Annotated in this window: 18 protein-coding genes; 10 read left to right on the top strand and 8 right to left on the bottom strand. The window is 55.1% G+C overall.

Translation table 11 applies throughout. From position 1 onward, the window contains the following. Positions 1-291: 291 nt before the first annotated feature. A complete protein-coding gene (locus HMPREF2804_RS08930) occupies positions 292-519 on the bottom strand; it encodes a DUF3107 domain-containing protein (RefSeq protein WP_004005102.1) in 228 nt (75 codons plus the stop codon). Between the two features lie 148 nt (positions 520-667). Then, entirely contained in the window at positions 668-1915 is a 1248-nt protein-coding gene (locus tag HMPREF2804_RS08925; RefSeq protein WP_048754185.1) for a glutamyl-tRNA reductase, read from the bottom strand. Positions 1916-2191: 276 nt separating this feature from the next. Here HMPREF2804_RS08925 and hemE point away from each other — a divergent pair, with 276 nt between their 5' ends. From hemE to hemB, 7 genes are all read left to right on the top strand, one after another. Then, positions 2192-3379 (top strand): uroporphyrinogen decarboxylase, encoded by a 1188-nt coding sequence (gene hemE, locus HMPREF2804_RS08920; protein WP_048754186.1) that lies wholly within the window; start codon positions 2192-2194, stop codon positions 3377-3379. A gap of 47 nt (positions 3380-3426) precedes the next feature. Next, a complete protein-coding gene (hemG, locus tag HMPREF2804_RS08915) occupies positions 3427-4890 on the top strand; it encodes a protoporphyrinogen oxidase (RefSeq protein WP_048754187.1) in 1464 nt (487 codons plus the stop codon). 180 nt (positions 4891-5070) lie between these two features. Continuing rightward, complete coding sequence (gene hemQ / locus HMPREF2804_RS08910) at positions 5071-5862, top strand: hydrogen peroxide-dependent heme synthase (protein WP_083297372.1); 792 nt, start codon at positions 5071-5073, stop codon at positions 5860-5862. Next, positions 5859-7223, top strand: coding sequence for a ferrochelatase (locus HMPREF2804_RS08905; protein ID WP_070450458.1), 1365 nt, complete (start codon positions 5859-5861; stop codon positions 7221-7223). Before hemQ ends, HMPREF2804_RS08905 begins: the two co-directional genes overlap by 4 nt. 79 nt (positions 7224-7302) lie before the next feature. Beyond that, on the top strand, positions 7303-8418 hold the full coding sequence (gene hemC / locus HMPREF2804_RS08900) for a hydroxymethylbilane synthase (RefSeq protein WP_070450455.1): 1116 nt from the start codon (positions 7303-7305) through the stop codon (positions 8416-8418). Between the two features lie 4 nt (positions 8419-8422). After that, positions 8423-9325: a uroporphyrinogen-III synthase gene (locus tag HMPREF2804_RS08895; RefSeq protein ID WP_070450452.1), complete on the top strand. Its 903-nt coding sequence runs from the start codon at positions 8423-8425 to the stop codon at positions 9323-9325. A gap of 44 nt (positions 9326-9369) precedes the next feature. Then, on the top strand, positions 9370-10365 hold the full coding sequence (gene hemB, locus HMPREF2804_RS08890) for a porphobilinogen synthase (RefSeq protein ID WP_070450531.1): 996 nt from the start codon (positions 9370-9372) through the stop codon (positions 10363-10365). Between the two features lie 13 nt (positions 10366-10378). Here the strand turns inward: hemB and HMPREF2804_RS08885 are convergent, their stop codons facing one another. From HMPREF2804_RS08885 to HMPREF2804_RS08865, 5 genes are all read right to left on the bottom strand, one after another. Continuing rightward, positions 10379-11014, bottom strand: coding sequence for a DUF1643 domain-containing protein (locus tag HMPREF2804_RS08885; protein WP_004005092.1), 636 nt, complete (start codon positions 11012-11014; stop codon positions 10379-10381). Between the two features lie 116 nt (positions 11015-11130). Next, entirely contained in the window at positions 11131-11859 is a 729-nt protein-coding gene (locus HMPREF2804_RS08880; RefSeq protein ID WP_070450449.1) for a DUF6318 family protein, read from the bottom strand. A gap of 599 nt (positions 11860-12458) precedes the next feature. Then, entirely contained in the window at positions 12459-13460 is a 1002-nt protein-coding gene (locus HMPREF2804_RS08875) for a hypothetical protein (protein WP_070450446.1), read from the bottom strand. Positions 13461-13619: 159 nt separating this feature from the next. After that, entirely contained in the window at positions 13620-14969 is a 1350-nt protein-coding gene (gene hemL, locus HMPREF2804_RS08870; RefSeq protein WP_070450442.1) for a glutamate-1-semialdehyde 2,1-aminomutase, read from the bottom strand. A gap of 213 nt (positions 14970-15182) precedes the next feature. Continuing rightward, complete coding sequence (locus tag HMPREF2804_RS08865) at positions 15183-15602, bottom strand: EVE domain-containing protein (protein WP_070450440.1); 420 nt, start codon at positions 15600-15602, stop codon at positions 15183-15185. Between the two features lie 122 nt (positions 15603-15724). On the opposite strand from HMPREF2804_RS08865, the gene HMPREF2804_RS08860 reads away from it, so the two are divergent. The 3 genes from HMPREF2804_RS08860 (at position 15725) to HMPREF2804_RS08850 (ending at position 18023) form a co-directional block, all read left to right on the top strand. Next, on the top strand, positions 15725-16171 hold the full coding sequence (locus HMPREF2804_RS08860; RefSeq protein WP_013397454.1) for a MarR family winged helix-turn-helix transcriptional regulator: 447 nt from the start codon (positions 15725-15727) through the stop codon (positions 16169-16171). 199 nt (positions 16172-16370) lie between these two features. After that, a complete protein-coding gene (locus HMPREF2804_RS08855; RefSeq protein ID WP_004005085.1) occupies positions 16371-17087 on the top strand; it encodes a hypothetical protein in 717 nt (238 codons plus the stop codon). A gap of 360 nt (positions 17088-17447) precedes the next feature. After that, entirely contained in the window at positions 17448-18023 is a 576-nt protein-coding gene (locus HMPREF2804_RS08850; protein WP_246822656.1) for a hypothetical protein, read from the top strand. A gap of 104 nt (positions 18024-18127) precedes the next feature. Here HMPREF2804_RS08850 and HMPREF2804_RS08845 read toward each other — a convergent pair whose 3' ends face one another. Next, positions 18128-18790, bottom strand: a complete 663-nt coding sequence (locus HMPREF2804_RS08845) for a hypothetical protein (protein WP_070627972.1) — start codon at positions 18788-18790, stop codon at positions 18128-18130. Between the last annotated feature and the right edge of the window lie 32 nt (positions 18791-18822).

The raw sequence follows: 18822 nt of genomic DNA, 5'->3' as shown, positions 1-18822 counted from the left end.
GCGCGAGGTGAAGGAAGCCGATCGCGGGAAATTCATGTTCCGAAGTCGAGCTCTTGAAGATGTACTTGCTGTAAAAGAACTCAGGCTCCCGGAAAGACGCGGTGTCTGGTATATCAAGAACGACCGGGCATCCACTTAACCCTTAAATCTTAACCCGTCTTGGCGTCAGATGCACCCTTACAGGTCGATATGTCGAGTATGCGTACTGCCATAGGAACGCTCGAAGCCCGCATTCATACGGTAAAACCGTGAATGCGGGCTTCGTAAAAATTATTGGGTGTATCCCTGCTGTTAGGCGCCGACGCCGAACCCAACGCGGCGCTTCTCTTCGGAGCCGAGCTCAACATAACCGATCTGCTCACCGGGTACGAGGGTGGTTGCTCCCTTATCGTCGGTGATTTCAAGGAGGGAACCGTTCGTAATGGCGTCGGCTACCTTGGTGCGGATAGTCTCTACGCTTTCCTTGGTTTCGAGCGTAACTTCGCGGCTAATGTGACGAATACCAATTTTGATTTCCATGATGACCCTTCAAGCCGTCAGCGGTGTTTTCTTCTGGATTTAGTGTACCGTGCCTGCCAGACGGATGCCGTAAGGATGCGCGCATGATTCGCCTGTGGCTTAGGGCTGCGGTGGAATAAAGCGCAGCGTGCAGAAGATTATCCCGCAATTAGCGGTCGTCGATAGTGATTCCGTAGAGCGTTTCGAGCGCCACAATGTAGTCGGAGGTTCGCCCCTGGGTTGCGAGCTGTTTCGCGCGTATCGTGGGGGTGTGCAAAAGGGACTTCACCATGCGGCGCATTGCAAGTTCGAGCTGCTCGGTGGCGGCGGTACAACCGAATTGGCTGCGTACCTTATCGAGCTCTTCGTCCAGCACCTCCATAGTATGAGAACGAAGCGCCACGATCGCCGAATCAATATTGCGGGTCTTTTGCCGTGCAGCAAAGGCCTGAGTCTCAGACTCGACGATGCGCTCGGCGGTGGCGACCGCCTCCTCAGTTTCTTCGGGGGCTGCCAAGCGCACTGACTCTAAGGTAATAAGCTCCACCTGCGGCAGATCCGCAATAGCGGGGTCAAAATCTCGGGAGAGCGCCAAATCAAGGATCGTATGATGCCCCGGTGGAATTTCGGCGGGGGAGAGCGGGTCAGACCCGCCCGAGCAGCCAACAATCACATCCGCCTGTTCCATGGCCTTATACGTTTCACCTTTGGGAACCGCGCGAACATCGCGTTTTGCGGCAAACTCCGGGGCACGGCCCGAACGGGAGTTAACCCAAATGTCTTCGCATCCGCGTTCACGCAGGGCTGCAATAGTAGCACCCGCGTAGGCACCCGTTCCAAAGACGAGAGCACGGCGGGTTTTCCAGTCTTTCTCGGCGACCGCATCCGCCAAATCCAGGGCGACCGAGACGATGGAACGCCCCTGTGACCCGATAGTGGTGTGTTGCCCAACCTGACGGGCGGTGTGTGCCGCATGCTCGAAAAGCTGTACAAGCTCCCCGGGAACCGTCCCTTCTTCTTGGGCGGAGGCAAGGGCACGGCGCACTTGCCCGGCGATTTCGCGCTCGCCGACCACGGCGGACTCTAACCCGGATGCCACTGTAAAGAGATGTTTGGCAGCTTCGAGGTTTTCGTAGATTTCAAAACTGTCTGCAATAAGCTCTGCATCGAGTTCAGATTTTTGCGCAATCTCGGCGTAGAGCATATCGCTTACGGGGCCTAAATGCTCGGCCACCGAGAGCTGCACATAAATTTCGAGGCGGTTGCAGGTTGCCAGCACAATAGTGCCGGTAACGCCCAAGTTTTGCGCGGTTTCGGTACGAAAAAGCTCGGGTATGCTAGCTGCACCGTTGCTCAGTAGAGCGACGGTGGTGAGATCGATGATCCTGTGTGATGCAACAAATGAATACGTAGCCACTAGACAATAATCATAAACACATTTTTAGTCGGTGAGTGTAACCTAACGTGAGCTGGCTCCCAATAGTGTGAGTTTGTGTGAAAAGCTCCCGAACTGTGCCCAACAAGGCCCAGCAAAGGACCGGTGTATAAAAACTTAGGGTAAATAAATTTTGAGATAGCTAAAACAGCTTTAAAAATAAGGTAACCCTACACCAAAATTTATAAAGGTTACGAAGGGGTACTTTATGACACCGTGTCATAAAAACAGGCGCGAAAACCTGTCAGACTAGAGGGTATGACCGAAATCCAGCAGCCCCAGCGAGCCGCCAATGGTGCAGATTCTCAGCAGTCGCGCTCTATAGTGGGTGCTCACCCGAGAGATCGTCAGCGTGATTTGCTGACCGAGGCGCAGCTGTCGCGCCTGAGCGCATCTCACCCGCTGCGTGCCGCTCAAACCGCCGATTCGCCGATGCTGCAGGCGCTCACCGGGCGCGCATCTGAGTATCGTCCGGTCTGGTTTATGCGCCAAGCGGGGCGTTCGCTGCCCGAGTATCGTAAGGCGCGCGAGGGAATTCCCATGCTGGACGCCTGTTTGACACCCAAACTTGCCGCCGAGATTACCGTGCAGCCGGTACGCCGTCACAAAGTCGATGCCGGTATTTTCTTCTCGGATATCGTTATCCCCATGAAGCTCGCGGGCGTGAATGTCGATATTGTGCCCGGCCGCGGTCCCGTACTCGAACATCCCGTGCGCACACTCGATGAGGTGCGTTCCCTGCCCGAACTGACTGATGCGGCACTTGACCCTATTCGTGAGGCAGTCGCAGCAACCGTCGACATGCTCGGTTCCACCCCGCTTATTGGTTTTGCGGGTGCTCCTTTCACCGTTGCCGCCTATATGGTTGAGGGCGGTCCCTCCCGCGATCACCTACGCCCCCGCACCATGATGCATGCCGACCCCGTTGCCTGGCGCGAGTTAGCGCAGTGGGCCGCGCGCACCTCGGGACAGTTTTTGCGGGCACAGATTGAGGCGGGTGCATCCGCCGTGCAGCTCTTCGACTCTTGGGCAGGCTCTTTAGGGGAAGCAGACTACCGCCGGTATGTGCAGGAACACTCTGCCACCGCCTTGAGCATGGTCGAAGAATTTGGGGTGCCCCGCATCCACTTTGGTACCGGAACCGCCGAGCTGCTGCCCGCCATGCATGAGGCCGGCGCCGATGTGATCGGGGTGGACTACCGCCTGCCTCTTGACGAAGCGAACCGCAGGCTCAACGGCGCGGTGCCGCTTCAGGGGAATATCGATCCCGCGCTTTTAGCTGCAGGGCGTGAGACTCTATATGCTCACGCGGATGAGGTACTCGCCGCCGGGGCGAGCGCCCCCGCCCATATCGTGAACCTGGGGCACGGGGTGCCGCCCACAACGGACCCGCAGGTGCTCACCGACCTAGTGACATATCTTCACGAACGCACCCGACGCCCATAAAACGGATACTCTTAAGAGAGGCAGTTAGAACCGAAACATTAACGGGGATGAATATGGTACATCAGCACAAGAATCATCATGCACCGAGCGCCATCGTAGTCGGCGGCGGCATTTCTGGGTTGTTGGCGGCGCGTCGTCTTACCGATGCCGGAGTGAACGTAACCGTCCTAGACCAGAATGATTATCTGGGAGGCGCTCTCGGCGCGCATAAGGTCGCCGGTTTGGTGCTAGATTCCGGTGCGGAATCCTATGCGACCCGAACCCCAACCGTGACAAACCTCGTCAAAGAGCTTGGTCTAGGTGACCAGATTGTGCATCCTAACTCCCACGGTTCATGGCTGTATCTGCCTCAGGGTGCCCGAAAGACCCCGAGCACTGGAATTATGGGCATTCCTGGTGATCTTTCTGATAAATCTTTGGCCGGTGTGCTCGGTAAAAGCGGTTTGCGCCGCGCCCGTATGGATAAGGTTCTGCCTGCTTCGGTTGGAGCCAACGCAAAGACGCTGGGTGAACTAGTACGTGCCCGTATGGGTAAAAAAGTACTCGATAACTTGGTTGCGCCCGTGGTCTCCGGGGTGTACTCGACCCACCCGGATATGCTCGATATTGATGCCGTTATCCCCGGCTTACGCGAAGGGCTGAAAAAACATAAGTCCCTAGCTGCCGCCTCCGCCGCGATACGCGCTCAAGCACCCGCGGGTTCGCAAGTCGCCGGACTTTCTGGGGGCATGCACTTGCTGATCGAACAGCTTATCGAGAAGATGCCCGCACCTGTGCGGTACATTCCCGAATGCGGCGTGATCGCGGTGGATCGTGACCCCATCACCAATGAATGGGTGGTAATTCGCCGCCGCAGCGACGGTGAGAAAGCTGCCTCGGTGGGTGCCGATTATTTGGTGATTGCGACCGATGGTTCCACTGCTGCGCGTCTGCTCGGACCGCATATTAAGGGAAGTTCTCTGCCTAATATTGACCCCGGCCCCGAGGTTGCTCTCGTAACGCTCGTTGTCGATCAGCCCGCGCTTAACTCGAACCCGCGTGGTACGGGTCTGCTGGTTTCCGAAGCTGTGACGAATGTGCGCGCCAAAGCGCTCACCCATGCCACTGCTAAATGGGCGTGGGTAGCCGAAGAGGCGGGCAAGAACCGCCACGTGGTGCGGCTTTCCTACGGCCGCGGGGGAGAACAGAGTACCTTCTCCGACGTTTCTCTTGACGAAGACCAGCTGATCACCCTCGCCTTGCGCGACGCCTCGAAATTGCTCGATGTACCCATTACCGCCCAAAATCTTGTGGATGCAGATGTGGTTCGCTGGAACGGCGTGCTGCCTCTCTCAACGCCCGGGTACCGCGAGCGGGTGCAGCTTTTCCGTGAACGCGCGGCAGAACTCGATACCGTCTGCACGGTTGGTTCGTGGGCCGCAGGGTCCGGACTCGCCGCCGTGGTGCGCGATACTCAGGAGCAGCTGGATCAATTCATTGCACACATAACACAAAAACGCGCCTCGAAGTGACGAAGATACTTGCGGCTGCCCGCGCAGTGCAGGCACCGTGTTAACCAAAGAAAACAGAAGACAAAACCTCACGAGTGAGGAGCATAAACCGCAGACATACTAAGGTTTGTCTGGTCAAGACTCGCAGGTGAATACGACGTATCCGGCGAATCTTGGGCGGTTTTCACCGAAAGGAAGAAAATGTCTCACGAAGAACATCAGAATGCGGCTCACGGCTCTCATGGAAGCGGGTACGGGGGCGCGCCCAAAGGATATGCCGTGCAGCATTCCCCAGCTGATGAGAACAAACGCGGTCGTGAAGAAGGCGAAACCCTGCACTATACCCTGTACACCGTCTTCGCCCGTGCCGGGCAGCGTCCCGAGAGCGCATCCTCGGCGGAAGCTATTGCAGAGTTCGAGCAGCTCATCGAAGAGCTCAAAGCGGACGGCGTAACGCTGCGCGGGCTCTACGATGTTTCCGCTATGCGCGATAACGCAGACGTTATGGTGTGGACCCACGGGCCGACCCCCGAAAAGCTGCAGGCAGCCGTGCGTAAGATCCGCCGTACCGCGCTCTTCAGCGCGACCACCATTGTCTGGTCGACTATGGGCGTGCACCGCGAGGCAGAATTCACCCGCAACCATGCACCCGCCTATGCGCGCCAGAAGGCACCCGAGGCATGGGTATGCGTGTACCCCTTCGTGCGTTCCTACGACTGGTACTACATGAATCCCGAACGCCGCGCCGAAATGCTCAAGAACCACGGCATGAAGGCTATCGACTTCCCGCAGGTGCTCGCGAACACTGTGGCAACTTTCGGCCTGAACGACTACGAATGGGTACTCGCCCTTGAGGCTCCCGAACTTGTCGATCTGGTCGATATGATGCGCCACTTCCGCAATACCGAGGCACGCCTGCACGTGCGTGAAGAAATTCCCTTCTACACCGGTCGTCGTGTCAATGCCGCCGATGTCGCCGAGGTGCTCGCGTGAGTGAGACCGTACACGCAGGGTGCTGCGGGAACGTCCCGGACGATGTTTGCCCGAACGCTACAGACCCCGCAAATACCGCCTCCAACGGACCAGCAGTGCTCACCCCCGAGACGCTAAAGTCGTACCGGGGGGAGTGCGGTATTACACGCTCTCGCACCGCCGTGCCCGCCCCCTATGACCTGGTGATTCTTTCTTCCTTCGGCGGGCCCGAAGGACAGGAAGACGTGATTCCCTTCCTGCGCAACGTTACGGCGGGGCGCGGCATACCCGATGAACGTCTGGAGGAAGTCGCCACCCACTACCGCGCAAACGGTGGTATCTCGCCCATTAACGAGCAGAACCGTGCGCTTTTGGTAGCACTTCGAGAAGCCATGCAGGAACGCGGGCCGCATATTCCGATCGTGTGGGCAAACCGCAACTGGAAACCCTATGTGACCGACGTAGTACAGCAGGCTTATGAGGAAGGGCACCGCAATATTCTGGTGCTCGCCACCAGTGCCTACCCCGGGTACTCCAGCTGCCGCCAATACCGCGAAGACTACGGCGTGGCGCTGGAGAAACTCGGTCTTCAAGACCGCATGCGCATTGATAAGATCCGCCAATTTTTCGATGCGCCCGGGTTCGTTGAGGCCTTTACTGAGGGCTTAGAGAACGGGCTGAAACAGGTTCGCAATACCGTAGCGGAGCGCATTGCTGACGGAACGGCGGCTGCCGGGAATGGGCGCATTCGCATTATGTTCTGCACCCACTCGGTGCCGACCTCTGCCGCTAATGAGGCGGGCCCGCGCGGAATCGACTACGAGGGTGGTTCCGCCTATGTGGAGAAACACCTGCAGGTGGCGCGCGCTATTCTTGCAAAGATCCGCGAACAGGACGAGAGCCTTCTGGATAACATCGACTGGGAGCTCGTCTATCAATCGCGTTCCGGCTCACCCTCCACACCCTGGCTAGAGCCCGATGTTAACGATGCCATCGATAAAATTGCCGGTGACGTAGACGGCATCATTATGGTTCCGCTGGGATTCGTCTCTGACCATATGGAAGTCCTCTGGGACCTCGATACCGAGGCGATGGAAACCTGCCGTAACCACGGTATCGTGGCGGTGCGCACCCCCACTCCCGGCGTGCACCCCGCCTATGTGGAATCGCTGCGCCGCCTGATTGTCGAGCGTATGGCCGAGCCCGCAGAATCCGATCACGACAGGCGCGAAAGCGTTTTCGGGGAGTCCATATCCGGCGAACTCGGTTGGTTCGACGAATGCGACCCTGACTGCTGTAAACCCCTGCGCGGTCAGGAAAAACCTGTAATTGCGGAGTACACCCCTAAGGAAGACTGCGCCTGCTGCAATGAGCGCGTATAAGCGCTGCCGTATGTGCGGGTTCATCCCAACCGTATTGATGAGTCCGCACATACGGCACCCATAAAACCTGAGGAGAACCATGAGCGACCCCTATATTCTCGGCACCCGAGGCTCAGCCTTAGCGCTCACCCAGAGCACCCTTGCCGCCGAACACATCGTTCAGGTGTTCAACACTCACTCCCGCGAACACGGCGCCGAACGCACCCTATCCTTTGACATCACCACCGTCAAAACCGACGGGGATGTGCTCACCGGACCGCTCGCAACCCTCGGCGGCACCGGAGTCTTCGCCGCCGCACTGCGCCAACGCCTTCTCGACGGTGATACCCCCGGTGGAGTCGATGTTGCGGTGCACTCGCTCAAAGACTTACCTGCCGAACCGTGCCCCGGGCTCGTCATCGCGGCAATTCTTGAACGTGAAGACCCGCGCGATGCCCTGGTAGCGCGCGATAACCTCACCCTCGATACCCTGCCTACGGGCGCTCGCGTCGGTACCGGATCACCGCGCCGCGCCGCACAGGTACATACCCTGCGCCCCGACCTTGAAATCGTCGATATTCGCGGCAACGTGGGCACTCGCATAGCCCGTGTGAAAGGGCTCGAAGAACACGGAAACCGCCAAGTCGTCGTGCGTGACAGCGCCGAAACCGACGAAGCTGCACACCGTGGAATCGGTACCGAAAACACCGGTGATTGCGATGCCGTCATCCTCGCCGTTTCGGGGCTCAAACGTCTCGGCAAAGAATCCGTTATTACCGAATACCTTGACCCCTCCCGCATGCTCCCGGCCCCCGGGCAGGGTGCGCTCGCTATTGAAGTGCGCGAAACAGAATTTGTTAACCCCGATACCGCGACTTTATTCGACTCTGAAATTTCCCAGCCTGTGCGCACCCTGGGGGAAGCGCTTATTGCTGCCGACCACTTTGAAACCCACCTTGAGGTCACTGCCGAACGTCGTCTTCTGCGCCGTCTTGAGGCCGGATGCGCCGCTCCTATCGGTGCCTATGCCACCGTCAAAGACGGCGATCTTGTGCTCACAGCAGTTGTCGCATCGCCTGACGGTACCGAAAGCTTGCGCCACACGTCCGCCACCGGTGAGCTTGATGTTCCCGGTGCTGAACGACTGGGTATTCGCGTTGCCGAAGACCTGCTTCAGATGGGTGCCGCAGCCCTTGCCGGTCTTGAGGTGAAATAGGGTCGTGGCTCGTGTTCTGCTGACCCGCACGGCGGCTCAAGGCGCGCCTTTTGAGCGTGCTTTGAACGATCTGGCTGCGGAGCGAGGCATTCCGAAGATTCAGGTGGATTTTGCGCCCATGCAGCTGCCCCGTACAGTTGCGCCTGAGTATTCGCTGTTTTCCTTGGTAAGCTTAGCGGCGGAGGGAGCCTTTCTTTGGGCTACTTTCACGAGCGCGAATGCAGTGCGTTCCTGCGCCGAGCTTTTTGGCACATCCTTTGCGTGGGCGCTGCGTGATGGCGGAACCCGGATCGCTTGTGTGGGGTCTGCAACGGCACGTGCACTACGTGAGATCGGTTTGGAACCCCACTTCACGCCTGAAAAACAGGATGCTCTGGGCATGCTCGCAGAATTCCCTACCGAGGGCGCCAACCCCGAGCTGGGCATTCCTGAGAGCCTGCGTAAGCCGCAGAATACCCCGGAATCTGCCGCATTGGGCTGGGACGATATGCTTTCTGCTCAGGCGAATGTACTCGTCTTTGAAGGGGCAAACGCCCGCCCAACTCTGCGTGAAGGGCTAGTGAGGTTAGGCTTCCGTGCTGTGCGTGCGGTGGTTTACGAGATGGTGCCGGCGACCGCCTCCGTACTTGAGGCGGGAGAGATCTCCTGTATGAACGCGCGTGAGCTTATTGCCGGTGGTATTGGCTCAAATTCCGCCGCGGTAGACGTTATTATTGCCACCGCTCCGTCAAGGCTCAAAGAACTGGTGGGGGAGAACCCAAACCCTGAACGAACCCCGCCGGTGGCAGCTATTGGCCGTACGACCGCCCGCACGTGCGAGGAGCTAGGGCTGCGCCATAGGACTGCCGATTCTCCCACTCCGGAGGCCCTGGCTCTAGCAGCCATTGAACTGCTGCATTCAGCCTAGATGTATCTCGCTAAACATAGAAGTATTTTAGAAAGGCTATGTCGATGAATCTTACCCGACGACCCCGCCGACTGCGCACCACCGCCGCGATGCGCGCCCTCACCGCCGAGACCGCGCTGCGTCCCGAGCAGCTTATTCAGGTGTTTTTCGTGCGCGGCGGCATTAGCGAACCACAGCCAATTTCCTCAATGCCCGGCCAGTACCAGCACACTCTGGAATCTCTGATTCCCGTCGTGCGCCAGGCTGTGGAGGCGGGCATTAAATGCATCGACCTCTTCGGGGTTCCGCTTGACGATGATAAGGACGAGGTAGGTTCGGCGGCCTGGGACGACAACGGTATTTTGAACCGCGCTATTGCTGCCTGCCGGGCAGAGTTTGGCGACGAGGTTGTTATTATGGCTGATACCTGCCTGGATGAGTTCACCTCTCACGGGCACTGCGGCGTGCTTGTCGATGACGGTTACGGCACCATGATTGTCGATAACGATGCAACCGTGGAACTGTACTGCAAGATGGCAGTGTCTCAGGCACGCGCCGGGGCACACACGGTGTCCCCTTCAGGCATGATGGACGGACAGATTGCCGCAATGCGCGCCGCGCTGGACGAGGCCGGGTTCCAGAACGTCTCTATCATGGCGTATTCGGCGAAGTATGCCTCCGCGTTCTTTGGTCCGTTCCGCGATGCGGTGGAGTCTAGCTTTACTGGGAACCGCAAAACGTATCAGCAGGATCCGGCGAACCGCCGCGAATCTCTCCTAGAGGTGCAGACCGATATTGACGAGGGCGCCGATATGGTGATGGTCAAGCCTGCCGGAAGCTATCTCGATATTGTGCGTGAGGTCGCCGAGTTTTCACCTGTCCCGGTGGCGGCGTACCAGGTGTCGGGGGAGTACGCCATGATTGAGGCCGCTGCAGCAAACGGCTGGATTGACCGCCGTGCCGTGGCGTTGGAGGCTCTGCGGTCGATTCACCGCGCGGGTGCAGACATGATTCTTACCTACTACGCAGCCGAAGCCGCCCGCTGGCTGCGTGAAGGCTAACCCTAGGGATACTTTATTGGGGAGTAAACCGGGCAAGGACCATGCGGGTACCAGACGGCAAGTTCCTGAGGGCACTGTTGATACCTCGCGGTGACCAGGAACGCGCATCCAATGAACCATCAGGAACATGGGAATATGGTAGCTCCAGACGGTAGCAGGCACGATCTGCGAGCCGCCGGATAAACTCGCTTATCTGCTGATGCCACACTTCCCGGCTCTCAGGTGAATTATTCTCTTTGCCCCAGCCACAGACAATTGGCGCGTGCGGGAATTCGGTAAGTACTGTCTCTAATTCGGCAACCGCATGCTGGTCTAGGGAATAATCTATATTGTGTGCATTTGGTTCTACGAAGGTAAATAGATTAATAAGTAGCACTGTACGGGCGTGCAGCAATGGTGCAGAATGCGCGGGATCGAGAAAACGACAGGTTCCCAGCATAGCCTGAGTTAGAGCTTTTACCGTAGGATCGGAGGCTCTAAAGCTTCCGGCTAAACTTGGGTTTAACCCAATGAAAATAGCGGGTTCACCGGTTCCGTGAGTGTTGTCAATTCTATAGCGGTATCTATGGAATCTTTCTATAAGTAGCTCGGAACTCCAGGTAATACCGTCTTCTAAAATGCCCTGGCGCAACAATTTGGAGATTTCCATCGAGTTCCTTTTTTAGGTATATGTATTAGCCTACAGTTTCGGTAAATCCCCGCAAGCGCATTCATCATGAATGTACTGGCGGGGATTAACACGGCTAGGAAAGCAAAATCTAAGAGTTATTTCTGGGCTTGCTTGCGGGTAATGCTGTCGATAATCCAACCTGTTTCTTCATAATGAACGGTAAGCGTGTAAAGATTATCGGCATAGTTGGTATTCCTGCTGCGCTTGTGCCGCCCGTCTGCGCCTACGGTGATGATATAGGACCATCCCACGAAGAAATCCCAGGAATACACGCCGTTACCCTGATGAACGGGGTCATTTCTGAAATCATAAGAGCGCTGCTCACCGCCGATAATCCAGCCACCGTCGTGGTACAGTTTTGCATCTGCGTTGTAAGCATTAATCTCTTCGACGAGGTTTTTAGACACAAACTTATATGCCTCGGTGTAATCACCTGTCTGCATGCCGTAATTGCGCCATTGCGTCCATGCCTTCATGCTTTTCATCATGCCGTCAAGGGTGGGTTCGGTGTAGCCAGGTGGATTTGTGGGTTTAGGAACATTCTGTGCCGGACCGTAAATATCGGCCGCCCGGAACTCTCCCGCAGGAGCTTTAGACTTGCCGGAATACTTGGGGCCGGATGAGCTGGGCGCGGCACTGGGTGAATCGGCAGGTTCTGGAGGCTCGGTATCAGGCGCGGCAGCGCTGCTGGTTGTCGTGCTGGGCCGTGCCCCGGGCTTGTCCTCGTCGTCGCAGGCGGTCAAGAGCGCTACCAGAGACGAAGCTCCTAGAAAACCGAACGCGGCTCGGCGTGTACAGGTGGTGAAGTTATTGCTGATGCTCATCGGTGAATTGGCTTTCTGAGTTGTAGTGGTTGGTGAATAATCGGAAGTGATATGTACCCCCCACAGAAGAACCTCAGCGCTGCACAGCAGGCGAGCTAACCGACGATGGTGTGACGCATACTCCCGGCCTGAATTAGCCGATCCGGAAGGTTCGCGCCCAGCCGCAGAACGTTGTGATCTTCTTTAGGGAAGGTCAAGGCAATCTTTGAGGATTCGCCGAGTACCTTGCGAGAGCCGCGTCTTATATCCGCATTTCATGGTGCGGATGCGCAAAACGGTACGCACAATACAGGGCAGAAGATCCTCAAAAGAGTGCCTCTAGTGCAACTGTACGACGAATAAACGTTTTGTGCGAACCAATCACAAAGTTTACGTAAAAAATATTTAATTTAATAGAATATTCTCAGAAAACCGTTGAAGAAATGTAGAAGATTTACTTTACTGTCATAACTTTTAGTGTTGGGTTGAGAAGATATCGTCAAAAAGCGAAGAATATTCAAAGATAGGCTCTCCATAAAACGTGAAACCAGCATTTCTGCGATAGCGTCACGACATTAGAGAACCCATCTTTGTGCCTGTGCAGCAGAGTGAGGAAAACTCTAATGTGTCTGCTTGAAGGATGCGCGATCTGCCGCCTCCTGCGCGTGTTTACCGGCCGGAATATAGCCCTTAGTGATGCACACGAGGCGCGCATCCCGGCCATATTCTTCGAGCCGTTCTCGGTCGGCAGGGGAGTTATCGTCAGCCCAGCGTTCTTGCTCCACGCGGAAGGCAATCTGCCGAACCAAATACTCAAGATTGGGGTCGCGTAGCTCTTTCGTATATTTGTTGGCCCGAGGTACCTTAAATTCCAGATTCCACTGCGATAAATCTTTGGTATCAGGGTCAGTGGCATCTGGGTCTTGAGGCACCACGCGGTAACTCCTCAGCTGGCGGTATGGAATATCGCGCGGGTTGCGGAAAGGTCCCCGGCCAACCTGCAGAAGAGTTGGGGTGGAGACAAGGTACGAGTTCGTATACGAGACGAGCGCGACGATACCGGCAATATATCCGATTCCCAGAATAATAGCGTTATAGGGAACCGGCGGCGCGTATTCAAAATCGATATCGGTCAGCCGAAGCAAAAACAGGGCAGTGGACGCGAAAAAGATAAGGCTGCTTATCAGCGCGGTAGTGCTCAGGTCATGATCTAGCGTTAGTCCAGATTGATGACCCGTCGTACGTAGGGGCTTGCTGAGCTTACCCAGGGTAGCGCTGTAGATTTTGGGCATACCCACAGCACGGTCGTCTGGAGAAGCGCCGTGGAAGATGCGGTAGTTGCGCCGCCCAATACGTGCCGCTGCATATACCATCAGGAACGGGAGAGATAGGGCTATGGGGCGGAGTATTTCATTAAACTCCCAGAACAGCATGAAAAGGGACGCGTTAACAATCCATGCCCAAAGGTACAGGAAAAAGTGTTTATACGACCAAAACCACTTAGCGTGCTCGGTTTTGAGCGCATACTTTTTACGTACCCGCACCGGATAGACCGCCTCAATGAGCAGGCATAGCCCCAAATACACGATGAATGCTATAAGCCAAATATCCCGAAAGTCCATAACAGCATTCTACGTTGTTCGCTTTTGCGATGCTCACAGTATGGATGAACATCTCAGAAAATACCGCCGCCAGCAAAGCTGAGAAGCTGCTGCTGGCGGCGGGCAGAGTTCAGAATTTATAACGAGATTTTGTGGGAAAGCGCTGGGGCAGAGGATGTGCTACGCCTTAGCCGCCGCACGTGCCGCGCCCGGGAGCGCTTCAATGATGCGTTCCATCGCGGTATCGTCGTGCGCTCCGGAGAGGAACCACGCCTCAAAAGCACTCGGGGGAAGATATACGCTGGCATCAAGCATGGCGTGGAAAAACGCCGTGTATTTGGCGGTAGCAGAACCCTTAATATCGGCGTAGTTGTGCACGCCGTGCTCGCCGGTACCAAAGGCAACCGAGAATAGGTTGCCCGCCGTCTGAATCGAATGATCCACCCCGGCATCGGTAAGTGCCTGCGTCAGCGCAGCCTGCAGCTGTTCCGAACGTGTATCGAGCGTGCGGTAGAGGGTATTATCGGCAAGTTTGAGGGTCATAATGCCGGATGCCACCGAGAGCGGATTACCCGAGAGCGTGCCCGCCTGGTAGACGGGACCGGTCGGTGCCAGATGCTCCATCACCTCACGTTTACCGGCGAGTGCGGCGATCGGCATACCGCCGCCGATCACTTTACCGAAAGTGAAAATATCGGGAACCCAATCGTTATCTTCGGGAGCAAATTTACCCCAGTACCCGGCGGACGAGACGCGGAAACCAGTCAGCACCTCATCAAAAATCAACAGGGCATTATTGCTCTGCGTAATTTCGCGCAGACCGCGGTTAAAGCCCGGTTCGGGAGTCACCACGCCCATATTGCAGGGGGCAGCTTCGGTAATGACGGCGGCAATTTCTCCCGGATGCGCGGCGAAAGCCTCGCGCACGGCGTCAAGATCGTTGTAGGGGAGCACGATAGTTTCGGATGCGGTCGCCGCGGTCACTCCCGCCGAGCCGGGTAGGGCAAGAGTCGCCACGCCGGAGCCTGCTTCAGAGAGCAGCGCATCCACATGCCCGTGATAGCAGCCCGAGAATTTGATAATTTTATCGCGCCCGGTGATGCCGCGTGCCAGGCGAATAGCAGTCATGGTGGCTTCGGTGCCGGTAGATACCATACGTACCTGCTCGATTGCGCCGGGGATCGCGGTGTTGATGCGATCGACCACAAGCTCTGCGAGTTCTGCTTCGGGTGCGGACGCAGCGCCGAACGACAGTCCGCGTGAGGCAGCCTCTTGAACCGCCGCAACAACCTGCGGATGCGCGTGCCCAAGAATCGCCGGACCCCACGAACAGACGAGGTCTACGTATTCGTTGCCGTCAGCATCATAGATGTAGGGGCCGGATGCACGGGTCACAAAGGCGGGCGTGCCGCCCACGGAGTTGAAAGCGCGCACGGGGGAGTTTACCCCGCCGGGGATTACGGAACGGGAGCGTTCAAAAAGCTCTTCGCTGTGCTGGTGTGTGAGGTGGTGTTCGGTTGATACGGTCATGGGTAACCTTTCGTGTGTGGGCGCCTGAAAGTCTCTTATCCCATGATAGGCGGTTATCGGTTATCGGACAGAGACGCTGCCTTAATACCTACGAGTTTGGGCGAGCTGCCGCTCGACTATAAAGGTCCGAGTAGCGTAGTTTTTAGGTGTTCGACCGCCACACCTTGCTTCAATACAGTAAAACTCTGCATGCTGCCTAACACCTATCGTGGGTTATATCTCGTGCTTGCTCGCCATCATGTAACGGTAAATGTGCTCGAAGAAATCGTGCGAGACTTCGAAATGCCCGTACCGCAGCTGTTTCGCATAACTCCGCCATTCGGAGTGCTCGCGTGCTACCTCAATCGGACACGGATGCGGCGCATCCTGAAACACAACGTCACGCCTGAATGGCTCAAAATTTTCTGCCATGCGGAACTGGTAGACTCGGTCGTCCACTATCTGCCCTACGGCGGTAAAAGCCTGAACTTTCTCACCAGAGTTCATGCCGGTTTTAGGGCTGTAATACAGAATCCAATCGCCCTGTTTCATACGTGCCAGCGGTGCCTGTTTGCCGTGGCAAACCTGGCAGAATCCGCCCGCAACGCCGAGTAAAACATGCTCGCGTGAGGCTACTCCAACCCAGTAGCGCATAAGAACCTCCTAAAGCTGTGAAGAGTGCCAAGAGTCCGGGGTTAACAGTACTAACAGCCCCGAACTACAAGGTCATTCTATGTCAGTACACTGACATTAACAGCATATGTCAGAATATTGACATGAGGCAAGAGGAATTTAACCAACTTATTGGATATCGACTCAAAGAAGTGCAATCGCTGCTGCGCTCACGCATGGAAGAGGTTCTGCGCCCGCTTGGGATTACCGTTGCGCAATACGTGTGCCTGGAAATTCTAAAATCTACCCCGGGTGCTTCTAATGCTGAGCTGGCGCGGCAGGCTTTCGTAACCCGCCAAACGATGAATACGCTTTTGCGAGGGCTTCAAGAACGCAGTTTGATCGAGCGAGCAGAGCAAGCCCCCCGAGGTCGCGCGCTACCGACCATACTCACAGCGGAAGGGGAGCGTGTGCTCGATCAGGCGACCGGGCGCATCCGCGATGTTGAGCAGCACATGGTGGGTGGACTCAGCGATGCGAAACGGCAAGAATTATGGGATTTGCTGACGATCTGTATTGAAGGGCTGCACGCTGGAGGATCAAAGACCTGATGCAAGGAGGAGCAAAATCTTCCCTCTAAGACTTAAATATCCCGTATTGGAGGAGATGTAATGCTAGCCTTGAAATGCCAATAAAGAACAGAATGGGGGACTCTAGCACCAGTTGCAAGAATCAGAATATTTAGACACTCACCAAAGAATTATTTAAATAATCTATAGAACGTCAAGGACCGTGGGAGGATGTACACCTGTGAATACATCAGTTTTTGTGAGTGCAGGTATTGCTGGTGGTGTGTTGCTTACCTGTGCAGCGTTACATATTACCTATTTGGGGATGAGAGCTAAACGTGAGAGCGAAGCAATGCTTCGGCGGGCACGATACCCGTGGTGGATTCTAGTGATTGTTGATATTTTTCTGGTGGGCTTTGGCAGTTTCTTTGCATTTGTTCTTTCTGTCATTCTGACGCCAAGCGCAGGGACTCCTATAGTCATCGTACTTTTTGCTGTACCGATGTGCCTAATATTCGCATTCTTTATTTTTATTATTCTCCTTATACGTGGTCTCACGATTCGGTATATCGAGCTTGTTCCTTCGGGGTTTGTCTTTCGTAGTGGTTTTGGGCGAGTGCATAATATTCCTTTTTCTGATATCAAAGGGTACGATTATCGCCCAGCTCGATTTGATTTCGAAGGAACCCTTCGCGTGTCCATGGGAGATCGACACGCTGTGAATACTTCCCGCGGCGATAGGCTCCGCGTGATCAATCACGAAGGTAAAAAAATTCTTCAGACACAGGTACGTCATTCGGCCATGCCGGATTATGTGGGACAGTGCTTGATGTTTCGCGGTATGCAGGAACGATGGCCTCAGCTGGGGTACTCAGAGGATGAAAAAATTCTGGCGGAGTACACGAAAGATGTGGTTGTCAGGTATCTAACCGTTAATCGATGGCGACAGGATTTTTAAGGGAGGAACTGTGCATGAGACCTGGGTACCTCTCAGGGTATCCTGGTAGGGAAATATCACCGATGATATGGAGTTTCTATAATGGTTTTTGCCTGGATTGCCGTGGCAGCGCTATGTTCTATTCACCTTATTTTCTCGCTGGTACAATCTTGGGTGGAGTCTAAAAAACATCCGTACCGCGTACGGCGCTTTCATGGAGCTAACTATATTCTCTATATTTTAGTTATTGGATATCTGTATTTTGCTCCACTCATATTTTCAGGAGAATATGATGGGTCGCATACCATTAAGATAACAATCTTTGCATATGGTGGACCCATCCTGATATTAGGTTTATTTTTCCTCGTTGCTCAGCATGATATGAGTTATATCGATATAACCTCTGAAGGGTTCCTGACTCAGACCGTCTTCGGGAAAGAAAAATTTACTCCCTTTGCAGCTATTGACGGGTATATATACAGTCCCAAAAGGAAACGTCAAACCTTAAATGGGCAGCACTGGAAAATTACTCAAGACCTTAGCGATGATCTTTATCTGATAGATCCCTGGGGAAACACAGTTTTCTCGTGTATTCCGGCCAAACCTCAAGAAAGAATCTTTGGCGCCTTGCTCTATGCGCGGGCACGTTCTGGTCGTTGGCCTGACCTTGAGAACCCTGAAGATGAACTTGTGATCATGAAACTAGCAGACTCCAAATATGAAGTAACCGATTTCTTGATGGAATACCCTCAAGTAAATGGATTTATAACGCCCGAACAGACTGCTGTCCCACAACAACCAATGCCGCCACAATACCCGCAGAACGCGTATCCTCAAGAGGGCTATCTGAATTCAGGTCAGCAGCCCTCGAACCAGCAGATGAACCCCTATGGATACCTGCAGCAGCCCCACAACTATCAGCAGAATCAAAACCCACCGCAGGGGAGCGCATCGTAAAATCTGCAAGCCTCAGATAATTTCACCCGGAATATAGCCCCTGACAATAAACGGTGGGAGCAGAAACAGCCAAATAATTTCTGCTCCCACCGTTTATTGCGGAATTACTGAATGTCCTGCGGCATCAACAGGTTCTTACCGACCGGATGCTCATTCCAGAGGGCTTTTTCGGCGATACCGTTTGCTGCTTGAGTTTCGACAATGTGCTGATCGCTGCTGTTTCGCGGGTCAGGCCAGCGGGAGTTATACATCCTAAACGCCAAAACCGCGAGCACACGTTCCCCACGGTATATTTTGGGGCGGAAAGAAACTTGACGGCCGTCAGAGGAGAACAGCGTCAGCATTTTGTTGTTGTACTCATACCAATAGCTGTAAGCGCTTACCTCGCTGTAATAGATGCGGGTGATCCGGCCGAAAGCATTTCGTTGCTCTACATAGTCGTGCGCTGTCTCAACGTAGATATTTCTATAGTTGAGGTACGCCCAAACGGCTAAGGCATAAAAGATAACAACACACAGGATAAAAGATCCCAGGATTGAGAGTGATTGTTGGGGCGTTTGCGTTGTGTTTGGATGCAGCACCATATACACGATAAGAGCTGTGAGCAGAGTGCCCACCAGAGCCGAGATGAAGACCGAAATAAGGATCAAGGCCGGATGTCTGACGCGCAAAACACCATCTGGATTTATAGGGAACTTGGCGGCACGGCGTGCATAAAGTTTATCAAAGGCAGTATTCAGAGGGCGCTGGATAATACGGTGTAGCATGACGGTGATCTTTCTCGTTCGGTAATTGGTTG

The organism is Rothia sp. HMSC065G12, assembly GCF_001811455.1.
In the GTDB taxonomy this organism is placed as follows: Bacteria; Actinomycetota; Actinomycetes; order Actinomycetales; family Micrococcaceae; genus Rothia; species Rothia dentocariosa.
Note: the sequence above shows the minus strand (reverse complement) of the source record. Positions and strands in the feature narration are given on the sequence as shown.